A 1,666-nucleotide genomic window follows, 5' to 3' on the forward strand; every position below is an offset into this window, starting at 1 on the left:
GAGGCGATCCTGCTCGCCGAAAGCGACGGCACGGCGGCCGAAGTCGCCGACGAAATCGCCGAGACCGAGCGCGTGCTCAAGGCCGCAGGTTCGACCGCCTGCGTCGTCTCGCAGTCGGAGGCCGAGCGCTTGCGCTTCTGGTCGGGACGCAAGAACGCGTTCCCCGCCGCCGGCCGCATCTCGCCCGACTACTACTGCATGGACGGCACGATCCCGCGCAAGCATCTCGGCCGCATGCTGCGCGCGATCGAGCAGATGGAGAAAAAGTATGCTTTGCGTTGCATGAACGTGTTCCACGCCGGCGACGGCAACCTGCATCCGCTGATCCTGTTCGACGCGCATCGCGAAGGCGAATGGGAGCGTGCCGATCGCTTCGGCGCCGACATCCTCGCGCTCTGCGTCGAACTCGGCGGCACGATCACGGGCGAGCACGGCGTCGGCATCGAAAAAATCGGCTCCATGTGCGTGCAGTTCACACCGGGCGAGCGCGAGGCATTCTTCGCGGTCAAGCGCGCCTTCGACGCCGACGGCCTGCTCAATCCCGGCAAGGCGATCCCGACTCTGCACCGCTGCGCCGAATTCGGCCGCATGCACGTGCACGACGGCCAGCTCCCGTTCGCCGACCTGCCGCGGTTCTGATGCCGATGGAAGCCTCGCTCATCGACCTGCGCGAACGCATCCTCGCCGCCAACGCGACGCGCGCGCCGCTGCGTCTGCGCGGCAGCGGCAGCAAGGATTTCTACGGCGAAGCGCTCACCGGCCAAGTGCTCGACACGCGCGGCCATGTCGGCATCGCGGACTACGAACCGTCCGAACTCGTGATCACCGCGCGCTGCGGCACGCCGCTTGCGGAGATCGAAGACACGCTTGCGAAGCATGGCCAATGCCTGCCGTTCGAGCCACCTGCGTTCGGCGACGGCACGACGATCGGCGGCGCGATCGCTGCAGGTTTGTCCGGACCACGTCGCGCCTACGCCGGTGCCGTGCGCGATTTCGTCCTCGGCGCGCACCTGCTCGACGCGCAGGGCGAACTGCTGCGCTTCGGCGGCCAGGTGATGAAGAATGTCGCCGGCTTCGACGTCGCGCGCCTGTTGTGCGGCTCGCTCGGCGTGCTCGGCCTGGTCGCGCAGGTCTCGCTCAAGGTGCTGCCGCGTCCGCGCGAGGAAACCACGCTGCGCTTCGAGTGCGGCGTAGCGGAAGCACTGGCGATGTTCCAACGCTGGCGCGCGCAGCCACTGCCAATCTCGGCGACCTGCTGGCACGACGGCGTCGCCACGGTGCGCCTGTCGGGATCGTCGAGCGCGCTGCGCGCCGCTTGCGTCACGCTCGGCGGCACGCCGATCAACGAAGCGGACGCGCTTGCGTGGTGGTCAAGCCTGCGTCACCAGACGCATGACTTTTTTTGCGGCGGGGGCAAGCCGCTGTGGCGTTTGTCGTTGCCCGCCACCGCGCCGATCGACACTTCCGGCGGCGATCTCGTCGAGTGGTCGGGCGCGCTGCGCTGGCTACGCAGCGATGCGCCCGCAAAGGAAATCCGTGCAGCAGTCGAAAAACTTGGTGGCACGGCAACGTTGTGGCGCGGCGAACGCAACGCAGCGCCGATGTTCCATCCGCTGGCGCCGTTCAATCTCGAACTGCATCGCCGCCTCAAACATCAGTTCGATCC

General features: G+C 67.6%; 2 protein-coding genes. Both read left to right on the top strand.

Going from position 1 to position 1,666, the window contains the following annotated elements; genetic code table 11:
• The coding region (locus VF497_RS10815) for an FAD-linked oxidase C-terminal domain-containing protein (protein ID WP_330888536.1) at positions 1-639 on the top strand (639 nt) is incomplete at its 5' end.
• A 5-nt stretch (positions 640-644) separates the two neighbouring features.
• Positions 645-1,666 (top strand): glycolate oxidase subunit GlcE (gene glcE / locus VF497_RS10820; protein ID WP_330888538.1); only part of this gene is annotated, 1,022 nt, incomplete at its 3' end.

The sequence above is a fragment of the Rudaea sp. genome, assembly GCF_036383415.1.
Taxonomy (GTDB): domain Bacteria; phylum Pseudomonadota; class Gammaproteobacteria; order Xanthomonadales; family Rhodanobacteraceae; genus Rudaea.